The sequence below is a fragment of the Bacillus sp. AFS088145 genome (genome assembly GCF_002564465.1).
Lineage (GTDB): Bacteria > Bacillota > Bacilli > Bacillales > Bacillaceae_G > Gottfriedia.
In genome coordinates, this window is the sequence record NZ_NUUX01000021.1 from 352042 (window position 1) to 379040 (window position 26999).

Genomic DNA, 26999 nt, shown 5'->3' on the forward strand with positions numbered 1-26999 from the left:
TTAGCCTTTGTCTTATGCTTGTCGGGGCTGACCAACCCGCCTCCACATTTCATATATACTACGTCATTTTCTCCCTTTTTGTGTATGGCCATTCGGGTTATATATAGAAAGTGAAAAAGTAGGGTACAGGTTTTTAGATTTGTGACATATATATTAAATAAGTAGGTATAAGAAGGATGTGAGTGATGATGTTTATTCGCAACCAAAACATCATTCAAGACATGTTTACTCATTATCAAATTCAACCAGCTGAATTGCTTCAAGTACAGTCATATTACATGTTTTGGCAGCGGAATAGGGTGTATTTTCTTGCACCCATTGGAAATTTAAAAGAAGATGATTTGCAGGAAATGAAGAGTTTAAGTGATTTTATGAGCTCAACCGGAGATCAAACGATCGCAACCTTTGTTCAAAATGTTCAAGGGTACTATGTGAGTAAGATTGATGGAAATAATTATTCCTTATTTAAGAGTAACAGACAAAATGAACGCAGTAATAATAACGGTGAAGAACTGGCGATTTTTCATTTAAGAGGGAAAAAATATTCAGATGAATTGAAAAGATTAAATAGGATCGGGAAATGGAAGAATTTATGGGAAAAACGTTTAGAGCAATTAGAAAGATTTTGGCAAAGTAAAGTGAATAGTCATCCCGAAAATTTTTTCGAACAAATATTTATTGAATCTTTTCCTTATTATCTCGGAATGACTGAAAATGCGATTCAATATGTTGTAGATACTGAACTAGATGATACTCCTCAAGTTGTTGATGCAGCAACAATTTGTCATCAAAAAATGACTGAACGGAGACAGAAAGAAATTCATTTTGCGAAAGTACCGATTGAATGGATTTACGATCATCCAAGCAGGGATCTTGCTGAATGGGTGAGGGATGAATATTTAGAGAATCCTGATAATTATCAAAAGAAAATCCTCTCATTTTTTTATGGTTATGAAAAGAAAAGTCCATTATCTACTTTTGCGTGGCGTTTATTATTTGCAAGACTTCTTTTCCCCGTGCACTATTTTGAAACAATTGAAGGATATTATTTGGCAAGGAGCGATGCGGATCGTAAAAGGTATGAGCGTAAATTAGTAAATTATCTTGAAAATACTAATGAGTTTGAATCTTTTTTAGGTGGATTTTATGATTTGATCGGGCTACCAACTGCTAAGTTAGGGATTCGTGAAATTAAATGGCTAAAATAAAAGAGAGGGCTTTATACCCTCTCTTTTGGTATTGAAAAATATATTAGAATACTTGCTCTACCTCAATTACACCAGGTACTTCTTCTAATAAAGCTCGCTCAATACCAGCTTTTAACGTAATAGTTGAACTTGGGCAGCTGCCACATGCACCTAAAAGGCGAAGTTTAACAATTCCATCCTCAATATCAACTAAATCAACGTCTCCACCATCACGTAGTAAAAACGGTCTTAATTTATCTAAAACTTCTTGTACTTGTTCTTTCATGTCCATTCATATCGACTCCTTTCACTAATTTTATTATAATCAGTTAAGAGGAAAAAATCTATTACAGAGTACTTTGTGTGTTTGAAATTATTTTTGGACACACCCTTATTGTATGCTAGGAGGAGAAAATGAGTAATAAAATTTTAGTGGAAGTTTTTGGAGCTGAAGTAATATGTGCAAGTTGTGTAGGAATGCCATCATCAATTGAAACTTTTGAATGGCTTCAAGCTGCACTTCAAAGAAAATATCCTGACTTAGCCTTTGATTTTCAATACATTGATATATTTAATGTAGAGAATAATGAAAAAGAAGATTTCGCTGAACGAGTTAGAAATGATGAATTTTTCTATCCAGTAGTATTAGTAAATGGAAATGTTGTTGGTGAAGGTAATCCAAAATTAAAAGATGTTTATAACGCTATTGAACTATAATGAATTAACCCCTTACAAAAATGTAAGGGGTTTTCACGCTGTTGAAAAACNNNCCCTCCGTTCCAATCAACTTTTCAATCAAAAAAAGTCTGCAATAAATACTAGTCAGATAGCCTTTACTTAGAGTAACCTAACTGTTTTATATTTCGGCTTGTAGGTCAATAAATATCGAACATTAATTACTAATCAATTGAATTTGTTTTTCTAAAGATTAGCTCATAATATTTTTAACTTCTGAAAAAATCAAAAAATCATTATTAGTGTTATTGGAATCATGAAATTGCTCAAACATATTAACATTTAAAACCATTAATAGCATCCAAAAATGATATTTTCATCATTAAATAAATGTCATTTAATGTCCGTTTTTCCCTATTGTCCATTTTATATTTTAACACTCTGAAAACCTCTTTCAAAAATGTAAGGGGTTTTTTATTGTTTATAAATTGTTTTTTGTAGGGTTCTTATTGTAATGATTCTTATCCAAAAAAATTAAAATGTTTTAATAAAATTCACTATTTTATGTAAAATGCTGAAGATTTACATGATAGAATAGATGTATAAAATAAATAAATTACAATTTTTGGCATATATATAGAATTGGGAGGAGGGGTGGAATGGTTGCGATCAGTTTATTTGTAATTGGAGTTTTATTAATTATTATCGAAATGTTTTCGTTAACCTTTGTATTCTTATGGATTGGTATTGCGAGCATTTTAGCATCAGTTGTAAATTATTTAACAGGATCAAACACCTTTACTTTTATCGTTTTTATAATTAGTGCATTAATTTTGTGGCTTAGTACAAAGAAATTTGCAAAAAGAATCCACCAGCATAAAACAATAGAAAATGGAGTTTATGCATTAGTTGGTAAAGAGGTCGTTGTAGCTTCTGTTGAAATAAATGATGATACAGTAGGAACGACTAAAGTTTATGGTGACGAATGGACAATCCGTTCTACTGAACCATTATTTTTAAATGAAAAGGTCATTGTAACAAAAATAGAAGGTGCAACTTTATACGTGATAAATAACTAATTGAGGAGAAGTGCTATGTCTGATGTAAGTTCTATGGTTGGTCCAATTATTATTGGTATTATTGTTTTATTTGTTGTGTTACTTTTGTTATCAAGTATTCGTATTGTTAGACAATCTGAAGTATATCTAGTAGAGCGATTAGGGAAATTCCATCGTAAATTAGAGAGTGGAATCCACGTTGTAATGCCATTTGTTGAACGTGTAGCTAGTAAAAAAACATTGCGTGAGACTGTGGTAGATTTTCCACCACAATCAATGATTACAAAAGATAATGTTAGTATCCAAGTAGACTCAGTTGTCTTTTATCAAGTAACTGATGTTGTGCGTCATGAATACGAAATTGCTAATCCACTGTCTGCGATTTCCAATTTGACTGCTACTACTTTACGTAACTTGATAGGGGAATTAGATCTAGATGAAACTTTAACAAGTCGTGATACAGTTAATAATAAACTCCGTGCAATTCTTGACCAAGCAACTGATAAATGGGGAATGAAGGTTAATCGTGTAGAGATCCGAAATATTATTCCACCTGTTGATATTCAAAATGCGATGGAGAGACAAATGCAAGCAGAACGTACACGTCGTGAAAAAGTATTAAATGCACAAGGTGAAAAAGAATCAAAAATCCTGAAAGCAGAAGGAGAAAAGCAATCAAAAATTCTTGAAGCAGAAGGGGAACGTTTAAGCCAAGTTGAAAAAGCCCGAGGTGATAAAGATTCACAAGTTTTACGCGCTGAAGGGGAAGCGGAAGCAATCATTAAACTTGCTGAAGCGAAAGCTAGAGGGGAACAAGTTGTGTTAGATGTTTGGAGAAATGCAGAGCCAACTAAAGAAATGGTTCAATTGCGTTCAATGGAAGCTTTAGAAAAAGTAGCTTACGGTCACGCATCAAAACTTGTTATTCCGACAGACGCTACAAAGCTTTTAGGGATGGTTGAAAGTATTAAAGAAGTTATTAAATCTGACAAAACAGAATAAAAAAAAACCCCTTAACAATTAAGTTAAGGGGCTTTTTAGCATATAAGTATAACTAAAAAGATGATTTGTTAATCAACCATTGTGGTATTTATACATCCATAGGATTCCAGACTTAATTAATCTTGGAACTCGTCCGATAAGTGGGCGTTCATTGAATAGTCCAAAACCATGTTTTTTACCTAATGAGCCCATAATACCTTTTAATTTTATTTTAGGCATTTCTTCTGGAAGGTCTTCACCTTTCCATTTTTTTTGTAAAATCATAACGATTTGTTCTGCTTGAGCTTCCGCAAGCTGTGCGGAAGGTGCATATGGTAATGATGCACAATCTCCTACTACATAAACATGCTCGTCGTTTGGCATGTGATGATATTTCGTTACAACGATTCTTCCTGTATTGTCTTTTTCTACGTCTAAATTGCGGACAACTTCAACTGGTTGAATTCCCGCTGTCCAAATAACAGCGTCACAATGAATTTCATCATCATGGTTAAATAGAGTATTTTTCTCAACTTTTGTAATGTTTGAATTGCTAACAATTTTTACATCGTGCTCAATAAACCAGTTTTGTACATAATAACTAAGTTTTTCTGGAAACATTGATAAAATTCGGCTTCCACGATCAAAAAGTAAAATTTGTAAATCGCTTCTACTTTCTCTTAGTTCACTAGCTACTTCTACACCACTTAAACCAGCACCTACAACACCGATTACTGAATTAGGAGGTAGACTGTTTACATTTTCATAAGCGTTTCTTGTTTTTTCAATTGTTTGAATACTATAAGTATGTTCCGGTGCACCAGGGACATTATGGTATTTATCCTCACAACCTAAACCGATAATTAAATCATCATAAGAAACTGATTTTCCATTGCTTAATTCTACTTTCTTGTTTGCCGTATCAATTGTAGTAATATCTCCATATACAACCTTTAATTTCTCATGAGTTGGTAATGGTATTCTAATGTGTTGCTCTGGAACCGTACCTGCAACTAATGCATAATACTCAGTTTTAAAGCAATGAAAAGAATTTCGATCAATCAATGTGATATGAACATCCTCAGGTAAATCAGATGTTAATAGACGTGACAAAGCACGAATATTTCCATATCCGGCACCTAGTAATACGAGGTTTTTCATAGTTGATGTTCCCCTTTTGTTTTATTAGCGTTGAATGAAAAAATTTTTCTATTTTTCGACAATTATATTATATATATTTTATGTTAAAATAACAACGCCTAACTCGGTAAAATAAAGCTCATTCCATTTATTCTCAAAAGGATTGACGTTTTTTTAAAAAAAGAGTAACTTTATGAAGAGCAAGGAGTGAAAAATAGTGAGACCATTAGTCGAATTTTGTATAAAAAACCTAGCAGACGGTGCACAAAAAGCTTTAGAACAGCTTGAACGTGATCCAAATCTAGACATACTAGAATATGGCTGCCTTGGATATTGTGGAAAATGTAGTCTATCACTTTTTGCACTAGTTGAAGGTGAAGTAGTTACTGGAGAAACCGCAACCGAGCTAGTAGATAATATTTATATTTTCTTAGAAGAAAATATGTTAATATAAGAAGCGCTGTTAATAATTAACAGTGCTTTTTTTTTTTTTTATTTTTCGAGCTATTTCAACAATATTTTAGTCTTCCTCATAACCCGCTTTACATCCCTCGACATTCCCTAATTTAACCAATTTAATATTAGGGGAAATTACTATTCTTTAGATTAATACTTTAACCAATATTATTTTTATTACGTACACTATCCTTAATTATTTAGCAAATTTAATGCAAAAAAAATGAGCATTCACCTAAGTGAAGCTCTTAAAATGTTTCTATATCGAGAAACGGGGGATGTTCTTATTGTGCTCAATTCATTTAAAATTTATACTTGAATTAATAAAAAAAGTAAGGAGTCATGGAAATGAATTCTTTTCGTTATACAAAAATGCATGGATTAGGAAATAACTATATTTATGTAAATATGTTTGAAGAAAATTTAAGAGAAGAAGAGCTTTCTAAACTTGCAATTGAAGTTTCAAATATTAATACAGGTATTGGTAGTGATGGAATGATATTAATCTGTCCATCAGAAGTTGCAGATGTAAAAATGCGAGTATTTAATAATGATGGGTCAGAAGCTAAAAATTGTGGTAATGGTCTAAGATGTGTAGCTAAATATGCATACGAACATGGAATTGCAAATAATACTTCATTTAAGATTGAAACGATCAGTACGATTGTTGAAGCAACAGTACATGTTGAAAATAATACTGTTAATCAAGTAACAGTAAATATGGGGAAACCAATATTCCAAAGATCAAAAATCCCAATGATTGGTAATGATCAGGAATATGCTAAGGACAGAATTTTATTTGAAGAAAAAAACTATGAATTTTCAGCAGTTTCGATGGGAAATCCACATGCTGTTTTTGAAGTAAGTGATATAAAAAAGGCACCATTAACAACTTTAGGTCCAATTGTTGAAAAACATGATTTATTTCCGGAAAGCGTAAATGTTGAATTTATCGAATGTTTGCCGCATAATGAGATAAATTTCGTTGTATGGGAGCGAGGTTCTGGTGTAACTCAGGCCTGTGGAACAGGAGCTTGTGCTGCAGCAGTCGCTATGATACAAGAAGGTAAATATAAACGAGATGAACCGATAACTGTTCACCTGCAAGGTGGAGATTTACAAATTACTTGGTCTACTGATGGGGATGTATGGATGAAAGGCCCAGCAGTTACAATAACAGAAGGCATATACTATACTCAAAGAGGAGTGAAATAAATGATTACAGTTACTGAACAAGCAAGTTTAAAAATTAAAGAAATGATTGAAAACGAAGAAGATCAAAATACTTTTGTTCGCTTAGGAGTAAAAGGTGGAGGTTGCTCTGGACTTTCATATGGACTTGGTTTCGATCCACAAAAAAATGATGATGACACAGAAATAGAATATCATGGCATTAAGTTTTTAATTGATAATGAAAGTGCTCCTATTTTAAAAGGAGTTGTAATTGATTTCAAAGAGTCATTACTAGGCGGAGGATTTACAATCGATAATCCAAATGCAATTGCATCATGTGGATGTGGTTCAAGCTTTAGAACAGCTACGAATGCAGGTTCACCTGAAGAGTGCTAATTGAGCCAAACTTTAATCATTGAATGAAATTTGGATAGGATACTTTTGTATCCTATTTTTTCTATTAAACAAACTAGGCAAAATTCTTAATTGTTAATATTTTTACAAATTCAGGGTAAATTATTGAATCTTTTTTGAAGTTGTGTACTATTATATAGTGTAGATAAAAATTTGAATTGGTTTTTTATGAAGTTGGTTGTGAAATGATTCACGAATCATGATGTGTATTGTTCAATGTATCACAAGTAAGATTAAAAAAGACTGCCTATTATAAGACAGTTCTTATGATTAAAATCTTATATATTAGAACATTGAAGAACTATGACCTGGTTGTACTTTCGCAGTTGGATCAATATATGTTCTAGCATGGTTGATTGCTGTTGGTGCTTTGCCAAATCCAGAAGCAATTAGCTTAACTTTTCCATCAAATGTACAAATATCGCCAGCAGCATAAAGACCTGGAATATTTGTTTCCATGCGTGAGTTAACAACAATGTTATTCTTTTCAATGTTTAGGCCCCAGTTTTTAATTGGTCCTAAAGACGAAACAAAACCGTAGTTAACGATTACATCATCAATTTCGATTTCAATACGCCCTTCAGTTTTAGCATTTTGAAGTACAACTTTTTCAATACGCTCTTTACCAACGATTCCAACAGGAACCCAGGAGTTGTTACTTCTACTTTAGATTTCATTAAGTTTTCAACGCTATGCTCATGAGCTCTAAATTTATCACGACGGTGAACTAGTGTTACTTTTTCAGCGAATGGTTCAAGCATTAATGACAGTCTACGGCAGAATCTCCGCCACCGAATACAACAACTCGTTTACCAGCAAATTTATTCATATCATCTACAAAGTAATGTAAGTTTGCTTTTTAAAATTTTTCAGAACCATCGATTTCAAGTTTACGTGGTTGGAATGCACCATTTCTCGCAGTGATGATAATAGCTTTTGTATAATGCTCAAAACCATCATTACAAACTAAGTGGAATACTCCATCGTCACCTCTAGTAATTGTTTGAACTGATTGCTCTAAACATACGGTAGGATTAAATTTTTTCATTTGCTCTTTTAAATTATTAACTAACTCTTGAGCGCGTACTTTTGGGAAGCCAGCTACATCATATATGTATTTTTCAGGTTAAAGTGCAGATAATTGACCACCAAGCTGTGGAAGGCTTTCTATGATTTTTACACTGGCTTGTCTCATTCCACCATAAAAAGCAGTGAATAAACCAACTGGGCCTCCACCAATAATCGTAATATCATATACTTTTTCGTCTTTCATAAACGTAAGTATCCCCCTCATGTATAAATGCATGTCATCTATAATAGAATAATATCATATTTTATGCCGATAAACTGAGGTGTGGATCAAAAAATAACCAATTTCACTTAATATTTTGAGAATTCTACCGATTAGATTTATGCTTGAAATCTTACACAAAAAACTTTAATATTGTTATAGGCTAATTGTTAACATTTTGTGACAATTATTACGAAATATTTAGACAAATATCCCTATTTAATCGTTTGCTCACTTATGTACTAATTTTTATAATGAATTAGATTGCTCACTATTGAGCTTAGTTATAAATTTAGAGATATTACAGCAAATTGTAGGTACTTAATATAATTTAAAAGGATGGTATGTATATCATGAATAAGCCTAAGATTGTAATCCTTGGAGCTGGGTACGGTGGAATTATTACTGCAACTCGACTTCAAAAAACATTATCTGCAAATGAAGCGGACATTACACTAGTAAATAAAAACAGCTACCACTACCAAGCAACATGGTTACATGAAAATGCAGCAGGTACATTACACCATGACCGTACACGTCTTGATATTAAAGACGTGATTAATCAAGATAAAATTAATTTTATTCAAGATACTGTTACTCAAATCAAACCTGAAGAGAAGAAAGTATTTCTTTCTAACGGCGAATTAGACTATGATTATTTAGTAGTTGGACTTGGTTTTGAGTCAGAAACTTTTGGAATTAAAGGATTAAAAGAACATGCATTTTCAATTGCTAACATCAATGCTGCTCGTCAAATTCGTGAGCATATTGAGTACAGCTTCTCTAAATATTACAACACTCCAGTTGAAAAGCGCGAAGAGTTATTAACGATTATCGTTGGTGGTGCTGGATTTACTGGTATTGAATTTGTTGGTGAACTTGCAAACCGTGTGCCAGAATTATGTAAAGAATATGATATCGATCGTGATTTAGTTCGTATAATTTGCGTAGAGGCTGCACCAATGGTATTACCAGGTTTCGATCCTGAATTAGTTGACTATGCAGTTTCTCAATTAGAGAAAAAAGGTGTAGAATTCAAAATTGGTACAGCTATTAAAGAATGTACTGAAGAAGGAATTATCGTTGCTAAAGGTGATGTAGAAGAGAAAATCAACTCTGCAACAGTTGTTTGGGCTGCAGGTGTACGTGGAAATGCATTAGTAGAGCAATCTGGTTTTGAAGCTATGCGTGGACGTGTAAAAGTTACAAAAGATATGCGTGTTCCTGGAAATGACGATGTATTTATCGTTGGTGACTCTGCTTTATTAATTGACGAAGCAAGTAACCGTCCTTACCCACCAACAGCACAAATTGCAATCCAACAAGGATTTAATGTTGCACACAACTTAGCAGTACTAGTTCGTGGAAAAGGTGAATTAGAAGAATTCACACCAGACATTAAAGGTACAGTATGTTCATTAGGACATGATGATGCAATTGGCGTAGTTTACGGTAAAAAATTAACTGGTTGGAAAGCTTCATTTATGAAGAAAGTAATCGATAACCGTTACTTATTCGTACTTGGTGGACCGATGTTAGTTCTTAAAAAAGGTAAATTAAACTTACTATAAGCATATTAGCTCGACTTAAGTCGGGCTTTTTCTTTGTACATTATTCAGGTGTGAATTGGCAGCAGGAAGTTGACGTAGTTTCCAATTTTTAGTATTAAGTATAAGTTCAACTACGTCTCTGTCTTCGCCTTAAGGCTCGCCAATCGGCGAGTTTTCTTTATCGAAAAGGTGGTCATAATGATGAGTAAAAGAAGCAGTGTATGGTTAGGAGTAGCAGGGTTAGTGAAAGACCCTGATGGAAGATGGTTAGTTGTAAAGAAAAAATATAGTGGCTTAAAAGGTTTATGGTCTTTACCAGCAGGTTTTGTAAAACAAGATGAAACTGTTGACCAAGCAGTTTTAAGAGAGATTAAAGAGGAAACAGGCGTAAATGCAACCTTAATCGGTTTAATAGGTGTTAGGACTGGCGTTATTCGTGAAGAAATTAGTGATAATATGTTGATTTTCTTATTACAGGCAGATGATACAACGATATCGATTCAAGAAGAAGAGTTATCAGATGCACGTTTTATTACTGAAGAAGAGCTACTAAAGGATCCTACATCTTCATTACTAATTAAATACTTAATCGAAAATCCTCCGAATAAACCAATGAATGTGGTTAAAGGTTTAAACCCAGGAGATCAATTCCAATATACAACCTATCACTTTATTAAATAATTTTTCAATAATTTGAATTTTTTTAAAATTGACGATAGGACAAGAAGGTTTTACACTGTATATAGAAAAAATGTGGGGTGTTTTTTATATGGTGATGAGTATTCCAGTTTTACTAATTTCAATTTTGTTATTTTTCGTATTAGCTTTTGGAATCGGTTTCCTTGCAAATATGCTTTTTCGAACTACTTGGTTTATGGTAGTAATCTATCCACTATTAATCGTTATGATTGTGGACAAGATTAGTACGGTAAAATATTTTACGAATACTACTGTAGCTTTTGAGACATTAAAAACAAACTTAATGGCAGTAGGAACTGGTGATATTGTTATTTTAACAGCTGGTTTAGTAGGGGCAATTATGTCAGGAGTAGTAATCCTTTCATTAAGAAAAAATGGATATCAAATGTTCTAACTTCTAACTTTCTCACTGTATGAGAAAGTTTTTTTTATAATTTTTTTGTTTTAGGGAAAGATGAAAAGATGAAAAGGAGTGAAATGATTCATTGGGTATAAATAAAAAATTATTTAGACGTGTTATTTTATCTATTTTATTCATTATTGCTTTGTTTTCTTCTTTAAAAATCTTTGCAAATATTCAAGTCGGTACTATAAAAGGCTGGTTTAGTGATTCAATTGCAATAAATAAAGTATTTGCTGAAGAAAATAAAACGATCACAAATGAGAGCATAATGATTACGATGGCAAAAAACATCGAACATAATACGAATTGGAATAATTATAAAAAGGTAACAGTTACTGCAACTGGGTATACAGCTGGAAGAGAATCGACAGGAAAAAGTCCTAAAGACCATTCATATGGAATTACTTATTCAGGTGTGGAAGTAAAGAGGGATTTATTTTCAACCATTGCAGCCGACTTAAACGTATTTCCGATAGGAACGGTATTATTTATTCCTGGGTATGGATATGGAGTAGTAGCAGATAAAGGTGCAGCAGTAAAGGGACATCATTTGGATTTATATTTTCAAACTGTTGGTGATGTATTTGAGCATTGGGGAAAGAAGAAATTGGCTGTTTATATAATAAAGCAAGGGTCAGGAAGATTTACTGAATCAGATCTTAAAGAATTGAATGAACAAAACTCGTTACAAGTATTTAGACAGCAATCAAAGAATCAAATTGGAGAATAGATTATGGAAAAAATAAATTATAGCTTAATTATTAATGCACCAATCGAAGCTGTTTTTGAAGTTGTTGATTCAGATGAGCATATAAAAAAGTGGATGGATGGTTTCATAGAGAATAAGTATGACGAAAATTTTAACAGAGAAAAACCAGTTGGTCATAAGTTTAAGCAAAAGTTAGAAGAAGACGGGGAAATTCGAGAATATGATGGTGAAATCATTTCTTATAGCCCGCCAAAAGAATTAGGTATTCGATTAAAGCATACTAATTTTACAGCTGATGCGGTCTATCGCTTTTTTTCTATCGAATCAAATCAAACCCGATTAGATTATGAATGTAGCTTGGAAATGTCTTCAGTAGTAGCAAAAATGACAGGCTTCATATTCAGTTGGTTCACAAAACGAATTGTAGTAAAACAAATGAGTAGTTTAAAAGAATATGCAGAAAAGCGATTTGATGGTGTACTATAAAAACATGCCCCTTGCATTAATAGCAAGGGGTTTAAAACGTTATAGGATATTTATTTTGAATAAAAGGAAAATCTTTTCATTATCTCGAATTTAAAATAAGTAAAATTTTATAATAAAATAGAATATGTTAAACATAATCTTTTGTTCAAACGAGTATGACATAAACAGAGTTGTTTAAAGTGAGTAAGCTTTGATAGAGAGGTGGAGGAGTAATGGAAGAGAAAATGACCTTAATGCATGCTTTAGGCATGACGATAGAGTCTGTTGAAGAAGGCAAAGTAGTGATGAAAATGGAGGTAACGGAAAAAGTACATCAACCGTTTGGTTATTTACACGGTGGTGCTTCAGTTGCCTTAGCTGAAACAGTTGCGAGTGTAGGAACGTTTTCGATGATTGATCAAGAGAATCAACTTGCTTTTGGCCTTGAAATAAACGCAAATCATTTACGTTCTGTTCGTGACGGTGTCGTAACAGCAATCGGAACTGCAGTACATACAGGTAAAACGACAATGGTTTGGGATATAAAAATTTACTCCGAGGATGAGCAGTTAGTTTGTATCTCAAGATGTACAGTTGCAATTAAAGATAAACGAAATTAACATAAAGAACTGCTAAATTACAAATGTAATTTAGCAGTTTTTTTATGACTAAGGATATCAAACTAATAACACTTGGTAAACGGATCAGTCAAGTTTTTAAATATTAAAATGTAATTTAAAATGATTATTTCTAAAAAGAAAAAATAGAAACTCATCAATTTTAGCTTAAACTTATGGTAAAATAATTAAGTTGTGAATATAAAGTTTCGAAGATAAGTGAGACATCCTCTATTTAAGGAATGAGAAATTTCTTGAGATAGAGAAGAAAGGAGACATTCGATGAAAAATATATATTTCACAGGCTTTAATGCACTTTTATCAATAATTATGTTTACGGTCGCCATTACATTAAACTTCTTTCAAATGACTATAAACTTTTTATCAGTATCTGGTATTCTACAACCACTTACAGATCTACTTCCAGAGAAGGAAATTAGAATCCTTACATTTCTAGGTATAGCATTTCTTTTCTATTTAGTTTTGAGTGGATTCAAATTAATTTCTGATATGATCTGGCAATTTGCGCTACTACTATTCTCAAGGGACAATGAAGGAGTAGACTTATTAGCAACCAAGAAATATTCTTTTGTCTTTTTAATAGGTGGATTAATTGCTATCTTTTTAAATAAATCTTTAGTGTATATTGCTATTATTTTAGTAGTATCAGTAATTGCATTTTATATTTTATTTTTAATAAAGCAAAGATCTAACTATACAATTGTAGGTGTCATTGGTTTTATTATGATCCAATTAATTATTTGGGGATTAGTAGGAAGCGGAGTTGTATATGGCGCTTTTACAGTTCTAGCTAAATTTAAAACTTCAATGCCATTTTAAAAAAAGTAGCACTTTTGATTATCTCAAAAGTGCTACTTTTTTATTTATAGATTAATATAATTGGCCATTCACAACGATATTTTGCCATATGCGCTGAGTAGGTGGATAAGAATAGTTTTTTGGAATTGGAATTCTTTGTTTATCATTACCAATCCACGTACCAATTGTATAATTTGAAGTTAATCCCATGAACCATAGATTCGTATTATCGTTAGTTGTACCTGTTTTACCGCCAATATAGTTTAACGGCATATAGATATGTTTAGCAGTACCATCTTTTACTACAGAGTTTAACATGCTTCTCATAGTTTCGTTCGTTGATGGATTGTAAACACGAATTGCTTTAGGTTCATTATCGTATAATACGGTACCATCTCTTAATGTGATTTTTTTAATAGCGGTATTTTCATAGAATACTCCATTGTTACCAAATGTAGAGTATGCATCTGTCATTTCTAATGGTGACATACCGACATTGAAGCCACCAAGAGCACGACCTAGCTCTATACGGTCTTCATTTGTAATCGTTCTAAACCCAAACTTATCTAAGTATGAATAACCTATACGTGGTGTAAGTTGCTCATATAATCGAACTGCAGCCGTATTATATGAGTTCTGCATGGCAGTACGTATAGTTACATCCCCGTATTCTTTTTTACTATCATTTTTAGGACAATACGTGCCTTTACAGTAGTTATCTGCATTTACTTTTGAATCCGGTGTAGCACCAAAGGTTTCGATATATGGTGCATAAACTAGTAATGGTTTAATTGTTGAACCTGGCTGTCTATATGATTGGAATGCTCGATTTAGATTGTGAGGTTCATAGTTTCTTCCACCAGAAATTGCAATAATTTCATGTGTATCATTTTTTACTACAACTGCTGCGCCCTGTGTATTTGTTGAGAGTGTTCCTCGATTAACTGCGTTGACTGTCACTTGTTGTACCGATGGATTTAAGCTTGTATAGACTTTTAAGCCCTGATTTTGTAAATATAATGCTCTCTCTTGGACAGTTTTTAATTTTTTTAATTCAGTTTGTTGAGCTACTGATAGCTTGCTAGTATTAAATTTTCCTTTTTTACCAGCTAAAATACTCTTCAACTCAGAATCTACGTAAGAATAGTAATCAGGATATTCCTGTGTTTTACTATCTTTCTTTAGCGTAATTTTTTCTTTCATGGCAGCAGTATACTGTTGTTCAGTGATTTTTCCCTGATCTCTAAGTATACCTAAAATTCTTTCTTGACGCTTTTTAGCGTTATTAAAGTTTTTCAAAGGATCATATAAAGTTGGGTTATTTGGAATTGTACATACGAAAGCTGTTTGAGCAATACTCAAATCTTTTATCGATTTGCTAAAATATGCTTTACTTGCAGCTTCAATTCCATAGTTTCGATTTGCAAAATAAATTGTATTAATGTACATTTCTAAAATTTCATCTTTAGAATATTGCTTTTCAAGTTGTAAAGAGATTTGAATCTCCTTTATTTTGCGTTCGACTGTACGTGCTTGAGTTAAATATAAGTTTCTTGCAAGTTGCTGTGTAATTGTACTAGCTCCCTGTTCTATTCCACTATTCGAAACATTCACCATAAATGCCCTAGCAACTCCAAATAAATCAATACCCTTATGTGAATAAAAATATCGATCTTCGGTAGATATAAAGATATCTTTCACTAGTTGCGGAATATCACCGCTTTTTAAATTAATTCTATTATCACCAGAAGCAGGAATATAAAAAGGATTATTATTTCGATCATAAAAAACACTGTTCTGTGATAAAGAAACAACAGGCAGTTCTTCTACCTTCTTTTTGGGAATATGTTTTGAAGTCTCATACGCCATCATAGCTTGCTGAGATGTGAAATAAAAGACAAGAAAGCTTATTATAATAATAATAAATCCAATAATTTTTTTCATAATAGCCCTCTATATACTTTCTATTTTTTAATTCGTTTAAAGAATTAATTAAACGAACGATATTATTTTAACACGTTTTTTTATCTTGATGGGTATCTTATGTTATTTTTTACACAAATTGGTTGTAATAATAAAATAAGGAATAAAGTTGAAAATAGGAAATTTGTCTTACTTGAATATTCGTTAATCATATAAGACAATAAGTAAAAATCAGAAAATTTATTTTTCTGGAGGTGAGGAAATGAAAGAGCAGTTCCTGTTTATTGATTTTGAATTTACAATGCCCGATGGAAAATCAAAAGGAATTAAATTTTTTCCGGAAATCATTGAAGTTGGTTTTGTAAGTGTCATTAATGATGAGATTAATCAAACATATTCTTCATTTGTTAAACCGCTGCAATTTCCAACGTTATCCTCAAGATGCAAAAGGTTTCTAAATATTTCACAAGAAAATGTCGATCATGGAATACAATTAAAGGAACTTGGAGAAATATTAAATGAAGCGACAAAAAACTATAGAACCACGGTAATTACTTGGGGCAATATGGATATGAGAGTATTAAAACATAATTGCGAGGCTGCAAATATTTCATTCCCAATTCATGGGGAAGTAAGAGACTTATGTCTTGAGTATAAAACCTTCTTCGGTAACCAAAATCAAACTGGCCTTTGGAACGCAATGAAAGAGTATGGTAAAGATGGAACTGGAAATCACCACAAAGCACTCGACGATGCACTAACAACATATCATATTTATAAATTAGTAGAAAAAGATAAGCAATACATGAAGAAACCTGCACCAGCAACTTTAGGAGACTTAATTGATTTTTCATTACTAAAGAAAAGAATATCTTCATACTAAAAACCAATTGATTTTAAATCAGTTGGTTTTTATTTTGTTGAAAAACAACCTTGTCAATTAACTTACCAAATTTTCGTAAAAGGAGTTAGAGTGTTGTTGATATCCACTACAGGATGCTCGCATTCCATGGGACGAGCAACCCGAAGAGGAAATCAACAAGACACAACTTAATGATTTTTGAATAATCCTTTGGTCAACATTTTACTTTGATTATTTTAGAATACTTTGTATAATTGGCAGTGGGAGTGATGGGACTATGATGGAGTTTTTATATTTTCCTGAAGATAAAACAGAGTATATACCTGCCGTTATTTCATTAATTATTTTTATGATTGGTGCATTTATTACTTTTTACTTAATTAAAAAGGCATCGCTGAAAGAAGAAAAGCGTATAACAGAATTAATGGAATCAAAAGAAAAAAAATCATTACGTGAATAAAATAATTCAAAATGGGGACTTACTAAGGAAGGTCTCTTTTTTTTGGAATTACATCACATTTTTATCACATTTTTGTGATAGATTTATTTTTGTGAATTTATTAGCTACATAGACTAACTAAAAATCTGATTGACAAAGCGCGTTTAATACATAACTTCTTAGGAGGTAATACATATGAAAAAATTATTAAGTCTATTAATTGTAAGCATTATGATTACTGCAGGATGTTCTAATGAGAAGAAGAAGGAACCAGTAGTCGAAAAACCAGTTGATGTAAATATACTTCTGCCGACATCCGATATTAATTTAAATAAAGAAATTACAATACGTGCTGAGGTTAGTCAAAATAATAAAGCTGTTTCCGACGCTGATGAAGTTCAATTTGAAATTGGTAAAAATGGTGAAGATAGTATCGCCATGCTTGATGCAAAAAATGGTGCAGATGGTATTTATTCAGCTACATACAAATTTACTGATCCAGGAGATTACTATGTAATTGCCCATGTTACTGCTAGGGATCAACATTCAATGCCTAAAAAGGATTTTAAAGTTCAAACTACTACCTCAACTAGTAATAGTAATGGTGAAAAGAGTGAGCATGAAACTCACAGTGGAGATGATCATCATGGCGATGTAATGATTCATTTAATGGGTACTGAAAATATTGATGCAAATAAAGAAAATCTCTTTACGATTCATCTTATGACGAATGATGGAAAACCGCTTGAAAAAGCGAACGTGCGAATTGAGACATGGAAAGATGAGCAAGGAAAGCATGACTATACTGATGCAAAAGAAGTTGCACCAGGTGAATATGAAGTTAAATATACCTTTAAAGAAAAAGGAACAAATACAGTAAAGGTACATGTTGAAAAAGAGGAACTACATGACCATACTGAAAAAGAGGTTACAGTAAATTAAATAATAACGAAGGCTATCCTATCTTAGATGAATAGAAGGATAGCCTCTTTTATATAAAAGCTTGAAGTCAATAGCTACTGACTGATATCGCTTTTATGGGGGTGAATATTTTGAGAAAGATTTTAATCTTCAGCACGATTTTACTTTTCTTATTTTGTACAGGCTGTGTGTCAAATAATATGTCACATATCAAGGATACGGAGAATGTCCTAATTTCAGTAAATAAAAAAGTGGGAAGCTTAACGTTCCTAAATTTAGATGACTTACAAAAAGTAACAGATTGGAATTTAAATAGAGATATAAGTGGAGCAGTATTATTACAAAACGGAGAAGATATTGCCGTGTATCATCCAACAAATCCAAAAATAGATATATATCATCTTTCAACAGGGGAACATGTCGATAGTTGGAATGCTGGTACTGGTATTACTAATATAATTTCTTTAAAAAGTAATCAGGTGATTGCTGTAACGAATGGAAAGAAGAATAACATTACATTTTTTAATCGTAAGGGTAAGGTTCTTAAAAAAATTAAAATAGGTAGAAATCCAATTTCGATGGTTGAAGATACGAATCATCATAAATTATATGTTAGCTTGTTTAACGAGAGAAAAGTGATTGGTATTAACTTGGATCGTTTTAAAATTGAACAAACGATTGAAGTGCCGTACACATCGGTAGGCTTAATTTTAAACAAAGATTCATCTGAACTATTTGTTGGGGGACACGGAAATGGTGAAGTGGAAAATGAGGACGTAAAAGTATATTCAACTATTACTGGTAAGCAACAAAAGTCTCTTCATACGCCATTAATGCCTATTTCGTTTTTTCAAAATGAAGATGGATTGTTTACGATCGCCCATGGAACAAATCAAATTTATAAGCTAAATCCGAATGTAGATAATCAGACTAAGTTTACTGAAGTTGGATCGAATCCATATACGGCTATTGGTTTTAAACATGCTGCGTATGCAGCTAGCTACGATTTAAACAAGGTGTACCAAATAAATACGACAACGATGAAAATTGAAAAAGAAGTTGCAGTAGGAAGAGGACCTTTTCAATTATTGTTAAGAGAGGGCATTCGTCATGATTGAAAGAAAGATATTAATTGTTGATGATGAACAAGAAATTTGCCAATTGGTTGGAATGTATTTAGAAAATAGTGGATATAGTTGGGACGAAGCAAACAATGGTGAGAGCGCATTATCAAAAATAAGTCAATCAAACTATGATTTATTAATTTTAGATATTATGATGCCGATAATGGATGGATGGACCCTTTGTAAAAAGATTAGAGAAACATCAAATGTACCTGTGATTTTTTTAACAGCAAAAGGTGAAGAGTGGGATAAGGTAAATGGATTAAAAATGGGAGCGGATGATTATATCGTAAAACCATTTAGTCCTGGAGAATTAATTGCAAGAGTAGATGCGGTTTTAAGAAGAACGAAAAATTTAGATGCTTTCGTTTTACAGATTGGACAAATCAAAATAAATGAAAAGTCTAGGAATGCTTTTGTATCGGACAAACCTTTATCACTTACTTTAAAAGAATATGATTTGCTTCTCTTCTTTTGTAAGCACCAAGACCACGTTTTTAGCCGCGAACAAATTTTAGAAAGGGTTTGGGGTTTCGATTATTTTGGTACAGCTAGAACAGTTGATACACATATAAAAACATTAAGAATTAAATTAGGACAGGATGCAGATTATATTTCTACGGTTTGGGGTGTAGGGTATAAATTTGGGATAAACGGATGAGGAAATTACTCTATTCGTTATCGTTTTTACAAAAGCTTTGGTTAACGATTTGTTTAATTGTAATCTGTACAACAATCTTTTTCTTTTTAATGTTTCAGTTTGCATATAAGCAATTATATGTTTCATATGTTCGTTCCACTTTAATCCAAGAAGGTACAAGTTTAGTAAAACATTATCATAAAACGAATAATGTTAATGACTTTTCAGAATTTGTTTCAAAATTTGATGCTGTTTCAAATGCTAATGTTTTATTTATTAGTAATCCAAGAGATTTAAGTGCATGTATCCCCTATAATGTAAGCCACGAATCTTTCATTACTGAAGATGATCGTGAAACTTTATTAAAAGGAAAAGTGATTACGAAGACAGGATTTGAAAAAAGATTTAAGCATCAAATAATCGGTGTCGTTGTTCCGGTTGTAAAAAAAGAAAAACTTGAAGGGATTATATATTTACACTTACCTTTAAGGAGTGTTACTGAATTAATCCAACAATCAAAATGGATCTTTACGATTAGTACATTGTTATTTGCTTTCATTATTCTTTTAATTGGCAGAGGTATAATAAAACAAATGATTAAGCCTTTATCAAGAATGGAGCAAATATCTTATAAAATGGCAAATGGTGATTACACCGAACGTATACACTACAATAGTGGGGATGAAATAGGGAAACTAGCTACTGCGTTTAACTCAATGTCTGATTCTTTACAAAAAGAGGATGAAAATAGAAAAGAGTTTTTAGCAAATGTTTCTCATGAATTAAGAACACCATTAAGTTATGTTAAAGGATATAGTGAAGCAATTTTAGATGGTGTAATAAAACAAGAACAACAACTAAAATATGTTGGCATCATTCAAAAAGAGGCTAGTCGGATGCAAAGATTAGTTAGAGATTTACTTGACTTGGCCACGTTAGATGGTCAGCAATTTCCACTTAGTCAAGAACCTAACGTAATAGCTCAGCTAATTGAAGATACAATCGAAACATATTCTCAGATCCTCATTAAACGTAATATTAAAATTCAAAAGAATTTAGATGAGACGATTATCGCAAATGTTGACCCAGATCGTTTTCAACAGGTAATCCACAATTTACTTGATAACTCAATTCGTTACACACCTACAGGTAAAACAATTTATATAACACTATTTCAAGATAAACAAGTCACGTTGGAAATTTTAGACGAAGGAAAGGGGATTCCGTCTGAAGAGATTCCACATTTAGGAGAAAGATTTTATCGAGTCGATAAAGCAAGATCTAGAAACGAAGGTGGAACCGGATTAGGACTGGCTATCGTAAAGCATATTATTGACCAACACAATGGTAAGATAAAATTTATGAATATAGATGGTAAAGGTTTGAAGGTTATTATTACTTTGCCGATAGTTGAATTATAAAAAATGTGAAAAAGAGTCCAGTTCGAGGACTCTTTTTCTTATACAAAATTTGATATACGTTCATAAATATGTTCAGGAATTTCTTCAGGAATTAAGTGTCCTGCTTCTGGATAAGTATATAAAGTTGAGTACCTTAAATCGCGATGCAATCTTTCGCCTACTTCTAATGGAACTACTTTATCTTTTTCACCCCAAATTAATAGAATAGGTACAGATATATTTTGTAAATCTTCAGGACTTAAATCCCCTTCTCGATCACGAATCATCTTTGCTAATGCTCTAAAAATTGCATCTTGCAAAAAAGGTTCCTTGTATCCGTTTATCATTTCATCATCGATTAACTTCTTATCATGAACAACTGAAATTAGTGAGTTCATAATACCTTGTTTAGCTAAATGCCTTTTAATATATAGATAGAAAAAAGGAAAATAAGATGAAAGAATTAAATGTGGATTTGCCCTTCCTAAATAACCAGAACTACATAATAAAATCACTTTTTTAACAAGCTCCGGTTCTTTTTTTGTGACATATAAAGCAATTTGCCCACCCATAGAATGTCCGACTAAATAAATGTTTTGTAAATTTAAATGATTTACAAGAGAGATAACGACATTCGCAAAGTTATCATACGAATATTTAAAATTTAAATGTTTTCCACTTTTACCAAACGGGGGTAAGTCGATTACGACAACAACATGATCTTTTGAGATAAAAGGGATTAGTCTTCGGAAACTGAAGCAAGATGATAAAAAACCGTGAATTAATACAAATACTTTTGAATCTTGCTTATTGCTATTATGGTATCCGTAAAGTTCATAATAAACATCAAGTCCAGAAACCTGATATGTTGACTGCATTGTTCCAGAATGATTCATCATCCAAACTCTCCTTTAAGTTTTTGGATTATTATGTCCAAACGGAAGGAATACATTCTTTATCTAAGTAATGCTCTGTATGTCACCATATGATATGCAAATCGCTAAAATACTTTTAAATTATAAGTTTTTCGTCAATTCTAGTAGAGACAAGTATTTATTTAAAATAATTGAAATAGCCCAACCTTTAAAGTGACTATAATAAGTAAAGGGATTTTAGAAAAGAAGTGCCATTTATGAGTAGTAAGCAAACTTTAAAAGTTGGTCTGTGTGTGCTAAAATTTAGTTAGTGGAATTGAACGAAAATTAGGAGTGTTTTGAATGGCACAAAACTACAATATTGGAAAAGTTTACACTGGTAAAGTAACAGGGATTCAAACGTATGGTGCCTTTATTTCACTTGATCACCAAACACAAGGACTAGTACATATTTCCGAAATTATTAATGGATATGTTCGCGATATTCGAGACTATATTTCTGTTGGGCAATTAGTAAATGTACGTGTACTGTCTATTGATGAGATGACAGGGAAAATAAGTTTGTCTTTAAAAGGAGCAAGTATCGATCAAGGATTTAATGGTGAAGAGAGCTTAAAACATGCAGCTAGACTATTAAGAGAGCTTAAACCAGATGGATTTAGCACCCTGCATAAAAAATTAAATGAATGGCTTCGCGTTGAGATGAAGAAAGAAAATATGACGAATTAAAAAGGAAGGGGATTTACCCTTCCTTTTTAATTCTTAGAAAAGTATAGATACAAAAGAGACTAATTTCGTCTGCGATCTATCTTACTTCGTTTGTTTCAGGATGTGTTCCTAGCTCTTCTGAAGGTTTAAATAATAAGCCAAGGTTAATTAATCCTGAAATACCAACGATACCATAAATAATTCGAGCAAAAGCAGAATCTGCACCACCAAAAATTGCTGCAACTAAATCAAATTGAAAGAATCCAATTAAACCCCAGTTTATAGCCCCAATAATTGTAAAAATAAGTGCAATACGTTGTAATGTACTCATATAGGTTAACCTCCTTTTTTTGACCTTCTAACATAGCTTTCCTCATTTATTTTTGTTTATGTACTTAAAAATAATAATAAGAAGAAATGTCTTGTAATTTTTTTGTTAATTTTTTCACATAAATATAATTGCATTTACTTGCTTTCAATTATTTAATTAGGTACATTGTAAAGGTATTACTACTATTTAAGGAGGTTTGATGTATGACTTCTCATATTAAATTTGACTATTCAAAAGCAAAAATGTTTTTTCAAGATCATGAAATATCATATTTAAGGGATGCAGTGAAACTATTTCACCATACAATTCATGAAAAAACAGGTGCAGGTAGCGACTTTCTAGGATGGGTAGAGTTACCTAATGACTATGACAAGGAAGAATTTTCTCGAATTCAAAAAGCAGCAGAGAAAATTAAATCAGATTCAGACGTTCTTTTAGTAATTGGAATCGGTGGATCTTATTTAGGTGCACGCGCTGCAATTGAAATGTTACAACACTCATTTTTTAATATTGCTTCTAAAGAAGAAAGAAAAGCACCTCAAGTTTTCTTCGTAGGAAATAATATTAGTTCTACATATATGCACGATTTAACTCAAGTTTTAAAGGATAAGGATTTTTCAATTAATGTTATCTCAAAATCTGGGACAACTACTGAACCAGCTATTGCATTCCGTATTTTTAGAAAGTTATTAGAGGAAAAATATGGTGTTGAAGAAGCTAAACATCGTATTTATGCTACAACTGATAAAGCACGTGGGGCATTAAAAACTGTTGCTGATGAAAAGGGATATGAAACATTTGTTATTCCTGACGATGTAGGTGGACGTTATTCAGTATTAACTGCAGTAGGTTTATTACCGATTGCTGCAGCAGGAATTGATATCGAACAAATGATGAAGGGTGCACAAGATGCATATAAAGAATATAACTCTTCAGAATTAGAAGATAATCAAGCTTATCAATATGCAGTTGTTCGAAATGTTTTATACAACAAAGGTAAAACAATAGAGATGCTTGTTAACTACGAACCATCATTACAATATTTTGGAGAATGGTGGAAGCAATTATTTGGAGAGAGTGAAGGGAAAGACCAAAAAGGTATCTATCCTTCTTCAGCAAACTTCTCAACGGATTTACATTCACTTGGTCAATATGTACAAGAAGGTCGACGTGATTTATTTGAAACAGTTTTATCTGTTGAAAATCCTCGCCATGAATTAACAATTGAACTTGAGGATAACGACTCTGACGGATTAAATTATCTTGCTGGTAAAACTGTAGATTTTGTTAATAAAAAAGCTTTTGAAGGTACGATCTTAGCTCATGCTGATGGTGGAGTACCAAATCTAATTGTTTCATTACCAAAATTAGATGAGTATACTTTCGGTTATACAGTATACTTCTTTGAATTAGCTTGTGCGATGAGTGGATATTTACTTGGTGTAAATCCGTTTGATCAACCAGGTGTTGAAGCATACAAGAAAAACATGTTTGCATTATTAGGTAAACCAGGATTTGAAGAACTAAAAATGCAATTAGAAGAACGCTTAAAATAATATTAAGACAAAAAGACCGTTGTTAAATTGACTTTAACAGCGGTTTTTTTATTGAAATTAAAATTAATATTCATGTTTTTACTTAATAAGAAAATACTATTGAAAAAGGAGGAGAAAAGCATGTATCCTTTAAAATCAAAATTAGAGAATGCAATATTTCCGCTTAATGACATTGAGGGGAAATTAAAAAATCATGGATTTGTAATTGGAGCAAACTGGGAATATGATCATGGAAGTTTTGATTTATTAATGCAGGATGATGACGGGTATCAGTATTTAAGATTACCCTTTAATGTTACTTCGGGTTCGTTGGATATGAATGGAGCAGTTATACAATTTGAGACTCCCTTCTTATTAACCCATATTTATAATGAAGGACTAGATGATAACGTTGGTATAGAGGGAAATTTAACTGGATCATTAAACCAGTTCCAAGAACCAGTTGAAAAAGATGGGAAAGTTCCTAGAAAATATCAAATAAAAGGGTTTGAAATTCTTAAGAGAATTGAGGACGAACTTTTATAAAAAGAAGAGCCAAACCTCTCGGATTGGCTCTTTTTTGTTAACTATTGTTAAGTAAGTAAGATAAGAAAATCGTCTATTGCAATCTTAATACTTTTATCGGGTCTGATGAATGTTTGTTTATCGCGAATGATTCCAATAATCATTTTATCGTTGTTTAATTCTTCAACTACAATATCGAAATAAAATTTTCCAATCATTTTTTGTTCAACTTCTACTATTTTTACTGTAAAGTTTTCTAATTGATTTGTTAACTTAAGTACAACATCTGAATATCCTCTATGCATAATCGAACCTGACATTACAAAGGAAGTTAACAAATGCGCTTCAATTATTTCATTGGCACCAGCACGTTTTGCGTTAATTACTTGATTTTTGGTTAAGATTTCTGCAATACAGTTAATTGATTGGTTCAGACCTTTCGTAGCAATGATTGTTAAAATTGTTTGCATATCGGCATCTTGCTCATTTTTATTTTGATCAGCCGTAATTAAGATTGTATTGGCAAATTTAATATTTGCTCTTTCTAAAACTGAGTCATTAGAGGCAGAGCCTTTTACAAAATGCACCTTTTCTAAATCAGGAGGTAATAACTCTAAACTTTCATCAATTAATACAATATAGATCTGGTTTGAAGATGCACGTAGTTGTTTAATAACATTTTTAACTCGTTCATTCCAACCTACTATTATAATATGGTTCCTTTTCGTAAATTTAAGTGCACCTCTAAAATCCGCGTCCTGGTTCCTAAATGTTTGTGCTGTGAATGAAATCATATAATAAGAACCAAATCCAGTACCAAGTAAAATTAATATAACTGCAAAGAAACGTCCAATTGGAGATAGAGGTACGTAATCACCGTAACCTACTGTAAATGTAGTTACTATTGACCACCACATACCGTCCCAAACAGTTGGAAAAGTAAATGGCTCAGCGAAATGGATGATTGATCCGAAAATAGCAATCAACGATAATAAAATTAAAGTAATTTTGAATAGTGTATAGGATTTAAAATAGATAGGTTGGTTACGAAATACTTTCAAGCTTATACCTCCATCGCAATTTCGTAACACTTATTTTTACCAATAAGCAATAACTTATCACTACTATATACTTTCTATTTCAATTCCACGGATGTTTTCTATTTGTTCAATATCATAATAAATTTCTGTCGTTCTTCGTTTATTAAAAACTAATAATTTCATTTGGACATAATGTTCATCATTATTTAATCCTTTTATTTTAATATTCTTAACTGTAATATCCTGAGCGGTAATTTGATCAATGACAATATTTATATTTTCGCTTCCTAATACTGTTAGCTTTAAACTTATATCTCTTTCTTTTAATCTTTTAGGACCAAGCTTGTTAATTAAGTAAGGAATTAATTCTACACTTATTATTAATAACCCTACGCCTGCAAAAGCCTCGACGTAAAAGCCAGCCCCAACAATTATTCCGATACCCGATGCACCCCAAATCATAGCAGCTGTTGTTAACCCAGCTATTGTATCATTACCTCTTCGGAGAATTACACCAGCTCCAACGAAACCGATTCCTGATACTATTTGAGCAGGTAAACGTAATGGATCCATGGTTATATTTAAATAATCACTTCCATGAAATGAAAAGGCAGAACTAATAGAAACAATTGTTAATAGACAACTCATTATTGATATAACAAGGCATGTCTTTAATCCAAGAGGTTTTCTTTTTAACTCTCTTTCTAAACCGATAACGGAACCTAACATTGCTGATACTAGTAATTTTATGAGGATATCTGGTTGTAGATCCATTTTCTAAACCCCTTTTCTATATTGTTTATGGCTAATTCGACATTGCGTATTACACTTCCTTCGTACTATATATAAATTTTTTTATCATTTATAAAAAAATGAAAAAAAGGGCTTGTCATAATCTAAATGGGATGTTATATTTATATACGTCGCCAAGATGGTTCGACAAAAAACGAAATAAAGTAATAAAAAATAAAAAAAATGTTGACTCGCTGTTAAAGAGATGTTAATATGAAAAAGTCGCAAATGACGCGACGAAGTGAAC

General features: G+C 32.1%; 30 protein-coding genes and 1 pseudogene. 23 read left to right on the forward strand and 8 right to left on the reverse strand.

The window, feature by feature from the left end:
• Positions 1–209: 209 nt before the first annotated feature.
• On the forward strand, positions 210–1208 hold the full coding sequence (gene yutH / locus COI44_RS14830) for a spore coat putative kinase YutH (protein ID WP_098428677.1): 999 nt from the start codon (positions 210–212) through the stop codon (positions 1206–1208).
• Positions 1209–1251: 43 nt separating this feature from the next.
• Here the strand turns inward: yutH and COI44_RS14835 are convergent, their stop codons facing one another.
• The gene (locus tag COI44_RS14835) at positions 1252–1479 is read right to left on the reverse strand and encodes a NifU family protein (RefSeq protein ID WP_025671774.1); all 228 of its coding nucleotides are present in this window, start codon (positions 1477–1479) and stop codon (positions 1252–1254) included.
• Positions 1480–1601: 122 nt separating this feature from the next.
• On the opposite strand from COI44_RS14835, the gene COI44_RS14840 reads away from it, so the two are divergent.
• The 3 genes from COI44_RS14840 (at position 1602) to COI44_RS14850 (ending at position 3922) form a co-directional block, all read left to right on the forward strand.
• Positions 1602–1904 (forward strand): DUF1462 family protein, encoded by a 303-nt coding sequence (locus COI44_RS14840; RefSeq protein WP_049819759.1) that lies wholly within the window; start codon positions 1602–1604, stop codon positions 1902–1904.
• Positions 1905–2521: 617 nt separating this feature from the next.
• The gene (locus COI44_RS14845) at positions 2522–2941 is read left to right on the forward strand and encodes an NfeD family protein (protein WP_098428640.1); all 420 of its coding nucleotides are present in this window, start codon (positions 2522–2524) and stop codon (positions 2939–2941) included.
• Positions 2942–2956: 15 nt separating this feature from the next.
• Positions 2957–3922, forward strand: coding sequence for an SPFH domain-containing protein (locus tag COI44_RS14850; RefSeq protein ID WP_218926925.1), 966 nt, complete (start codon positions 2957–2959; stop codon positions 3920–3922).
• Positions 3923–3994: 72 nt separating this feature from the next.
• Here COI44_RS14850 and COI44_RS14855 read toward each other — a convergent pair whose 3' ends face one another.
• Complete coding sequence (locus COI44_RS14855) at positions 3995–5062, reverse strand: NAD(P)/FAD-dependent oxidoreductase (protein WP_098428641.1); 1068 nt, start codon at positions 5060–5062, stop codon at positions 3995–3997.
• A 196-nt stretch (positions 5063–5258) separates the two neighbouring features.
• Between COI44_RS14855 and COI44_RS14860 the strand changes: the two genes are divergently transcribed.
• The 3 genes from COI44_RS14860 (at position 5259) to COI44_RS14870 (ending at position 7066) form a co-directional block, all read left to right on the forward strand.
• Positions 5259–5495: a YuzB family protein gene (locus tag COI44_RS14860; RefSeq protein ID WP_056468696.1), complete on the forward strand. Its 237-nt coding sequence runs from the start codon at positions 5259–5261 to the stop codon at positions 5493–5495.
• Between the two features lie 350 nt (positions 5496–5845).
• Positions 5846–6712 carry a diaminopimelate epimerase gene (dapF, locus tag COI44_RS14865; protein WP_098428642.1) on the forward strand — a complete coding sequence of 289 codons (867 nt, stop codon included), beginning with the start codon at positions 5846–5848 and terminating at the stop codon, positions 6710–6712.
• Positions 6713–7066 (forward strand): HesB/IscA family protein, encoded by a 354-nt coding sequence (locus COI44_RS14870; RefSeq protein ID WP_098428643.1) that lies wholly within the window; start codon positions 6713–6715, stop codon positions 7064–7066.
• A 303-nt stretch (positions 7067–7369) separates the two neighbouring features.
• Here the strand turns inward: COI44_RS14870 and COI44_RS14875 are convergent.
• A pseudogene (locus COI44_RS14875) lies at positions 7370–8357 on the reverse strand (NAD(P)/FAD-dependent oxidoreductase).
• Between the two features lie 371 nt (positions 8358–8728).
• Here COI44_RS14875 and COI44_RS14880 point away from each other — a divergent pair.
• From COI44_RS14880 to COI44_RS14910, 7 genes are all read left to right on the forward strand, one after another.
• Positions 8729–9946 carry an NAD(P)/FAD-dependent oxidoreductase gene (locus COI44_RS14880; RefSeq protein ID WP_141546891.1) on the forward strand — a complete coding sequence of 406 codons (1218 nt, stop codon included), beginning with the start codon at positions 8729–8731 and terminating at the stop codon, positions 9944–9946.
• A gap of 180 nt (positions 9947–10126) precedes the next feature.
• The gene (locus COI44_RS14885) at positions 10127–10606 is read left to right on the forward strand and encodes an NUDIX hydrolase (protein ID WP_098428644.1); all 480 of its coding nucleotides are present in this window, start codon (positions 10127–10129) and stop codon (positions 10604–10606) included.
• Between the two features lie 94 nt (positions 10607–10700).
• The gene (locus COI44_RS14890; protein ID WP_056469021.1) at positions 10701–11018 is read left to right on the forward strand and encodes a YuiB family protein; all 318 of its coding nucleotides are present in this window, start codon (positions 10701–10703) and stop codon (positions 11016–11018) included.
• A gap of 91 nt (positions 11019–11109) precedes the next feature.
• Complete coding sequence (locus COI44_RS14895) at positions 11110–11757, forward strand: 3D domain-containing protein (RefSeq protein ID WP_286133898.1); 648 nt, start codon at positions 11110–11112, stop codon at positions 11755–11757.
• Between the two features lie 3 nt (positions 11758–11760).
• A complete protein-coding gene (locus COI44_RS14900; RefSeq protein WP_098428645.1) occupies positions 11761–12222 on the forward strand; it encodes an SRPBCC family protein in 462 nt (153 codons plus the stop codon).
• A 212-nt stretch (positions 12223–12434) separates the two neighbouring features.
• Positions 12435–12821: a PaaI family thioesterase gene (locus tag COI44_RS14905; protein ID WP_025671788.1), complete on the forward strand. Its 387-nt coding sequence runs from the start codon at positions 12435–12437 to the stop codon at positions 12819–12821.
• 279 nt (positions 12822–13100) lie between these two features.
• The gene (locus COI44_RS14910; protein WP_098428646.1) at positions 13101–13658 is read left to right on the forward strand and encodes a DUF5366 family protein; all 558 of its coding nucleotides are present in this window, start codon (positions 13101–13103) and stop codon (positions 13656–13658) included.
• Between the two features lie 51 nt (positions 13659–13709).
• Here COI44_RS14910 and COI44_RS14915 read toward each other — a convergent pair whose 3' ends face one another.
• Positions 13710–15581: a transglycosylase domain-containing protein gene (locus tag COI44_RS14915; RefSeq protein WP_098428647.1), complete on the reverse strand. Its 1872-nt coding sequence runs from the start codon at positions 15579–15581 to the stop codon at positions 13710–13712.
• Positions 15582–15822: 241 nt separating this feature from the next.
• On the opposite strand from COI44_RS14915, the gene kapD reads away from it, so the two are divergent.
• From kapD to COI44_RS14945, 6 genes are all read left to right on the forward strand, one after another.
• Positions 15823–16443, forward strand: coding sequence for a 3'-5' exonuclease KapD (gene kapD, locus COI44_RS14920; protein WP_069034803.1), 621 nt, complete (start codon positions 15823–15825; stop codon positions 16441–16443).
• A 256-nt stretch (positions 16444–16699) separates the two neighbouring features.
• Complete coding sequence (locus COI44_RS14925; protein WP_069034802.1) at positions 16700–16882, forward strand: hypothetical protein; 183 nt, start codon at positions 16700–16702, stop codon at positions 16880–16882.
• 174 nt (positions 16883–17056) lie between these two features.
• A complete protein-coding gene (locus COI44_RS14930; protein ID WP_098428648.1) occupies positions 17057–17803 on the forward strand; it encodes a FixH family protein in 747 nt (248 codons plus the stop codon).
• A gap of 110 nt (positions 17804–17913) precedes the next feature.
• Positions 17914–18900, forward strand: a complete 987-nt coding sequence (locus COI44_RS14935) for a YncE family protein (RefSeq protein ID WP_098428649.1) — start codon at positions 17914–17916, stop codon at positions 18898–18900.
• Positions 18893–19567, forward strand: coding sequence for a response regulator transcription factor (locus COI44_RS14940; RefSeq protein WP_098428650.1), 675 nt, complete (start codon positions 18893–18895; stop codon positions 19565–19567). The genes COI44_RS14935 and COI44_RS14940 overlap by 8 nt, the downstream gene beginning before the upstream one ends.
• Positions 19564–20967 (forward strand): sensor histidine kinase, encoded by a 1404-nt coding sequence (locus tag COI44_RS14945; protein WP_098428651.1) that lies wholly within the window; start codon positions 19564–19566, stop codon positions 20965–20967. The genes COI44_RS14940 and COI44_RS14945 overlap by 4 nt, the downstream gene beginning before the upstream one ends.
• Positions 20968–21005: 38 nt before the next feature.
• Here COI44_RS14945 and COI44_RS14950 read toward each other — a convergent pair whose 3' ends face one another.
• Positions 21006–21842 (reverse strand): alpha/beta fold hydrolase, encoded by an 837-nt coding sequence (locus tag COI44_RS14950; RefSeq protein WP_483295489.1) that lies wholly within the window; start codon positions 21840–21842, stop codon positions 21006–21008.
• A 321-nt stretch (positions 21843–22163) separates the two neighbouring features.
• Between COI44_RS14950 and COI44_RS14955 the strand changes: the two genes are divergently transcribed.
• On the forward strand, positions 22164–22550 hold the full coding sequence (locus tag COI44_RS14955; protein ID WP_098428653.1) for a CvfD/Ygs/GSP13 family RNA-binding post-transcriptional regulator: 387 nt from the start codon (positions 22164–22166) through the stop codon (positions 22548–22550).
• Positions 22551–22626: 76 nt separating this feature from the next.
• Here COI44_RS14955 and COI44_RS14960 read toward each other — a convergent pair whose 3' ends face one another.
• Positions 22627–22860 (reverse strand): DUF378 domain-containing protein, encoded by a 234-nt coding sequence (locus COI44_RS14960; RefSeq protein ID WP_056468643.1) that lies wholly within the window; start codon positions 22858–22860, stop codon positions 22627–22629.
• A 203-nt stretch (positions 22861–23063) separates the two neighbouring features.
• Here COI44_RS14960 and COI44_RS14965 point away from each other — a divergent pair, with 203 nt between their 5' ends.
• Both COI44_RS14965 and COI44_RS14970 read left to right on the forward strand, forming a co-directional pair.
• Positions 23064–24416 carry a glucose-6-phosphate isomerase gene (locus COI44_RS14965; RefSeq protein WP_098428654.1) on the forward strand — a complete coding sequence of 451 codons (1353 nt, stop codon included), beginning with the start codon at positions 23064–23066 and terminating at the stop codon, positions 24414–24416.
• A 120-nt stretch (positions 24417–24536) separates the two neighbouring features.
• Positions 24537–24941, forward strand: a complete 405-nt coding sequence (locus COI44_RS14970; RefSeq protein ID WP_098428655.1) for a YugN-like family protein — start codon at positions 24537–24539, stop codon at positions 24939–24941.
• 47 nt (positions 24942–24988) lie between these two features.
• On the opposite strand, the gene COI44_RS14975 is transcribed toward COI44_RS14970, so the two are convergent.
• Both COI44_RS14975 and COI44_RS14980 read right to left on the reverse strand, forming a co-directional pair.
• A complete protein-coding gene (locus tag COI44_RS14975) occupies positions 24989–25981 on the reverse strand; it encodes a potassium channel family protein (RefSeq protein WP_179887135.1) in 993 nt (330 codons plus the stop codon).
• A 63-nt stretch (positions 25982–26044) separates the two neighbouring features.
• Positions 26045–26734 (reverse strand): MgtC/SapB family protein, encoded by a 690-nt coding sequence (locus COI44_RS14980; protein ID WP_098428657.1) that lies wholly within the window; start codon positions 26732–26734, stop codon positions 26045–26047.
• Positions 26735–26999 lie beyond the last annotated feature (265 nt).